Genomic DNA, 360 nt, shown 5'->3' on the forward strand with positions numbered 1-360 from the left:
ATCCCGAACAGGACCGTGAAACAACTTTGCGCCGATGATAGTGCTGCAACCAGTGTGAAAGTAGGTTATCGTCAGGCTTGTTATTCGCAGTAAGAGAAAAACCCCGCCAGCCATGGTGGGGTTTTTTTTCGTTTGGTGTTTTTGTCGCGATAAAAGCCCACATTTAGTCCCATTTCCAGGCAAATTGCTATATAATTCGCCTCCTCAGATCAGATGGTTTGCTGCCCCGTTGGGAGCAGGCTGTTGAAAAAGTTATGCCTGATGACCATAGCAAGTTGGTCCCACCCCTTCCCATCCCGAACAGGACCGTGAAACAACTTTGCGCCGATGATAGTGCTGCAACCAGTGTGAAAGTAGGTT

General features: G+C 48.3%; 1 rRNA gene. It reads left to right on the top strand.

From position 1 onward, the window contains the following. Positions 1-257: 257 nt before the first annotated feature. Positions 258-360: ribosomal RNA gene (gene rrf, locus KO539_RS29885) — 5S ribosomal RNA — on the top strand; the annotation flags it as partial.

This window comes from Janthinobacterium sp. NKUCC06_STL (assembly GCF_019345455.1).
GTDB lineage: Bacteria > Pseudomonadota > Gammaproteobacteria > Burkholderiales > Burkholderiaceae_D > Janthinobacterium > Janthinobacterium rivuli.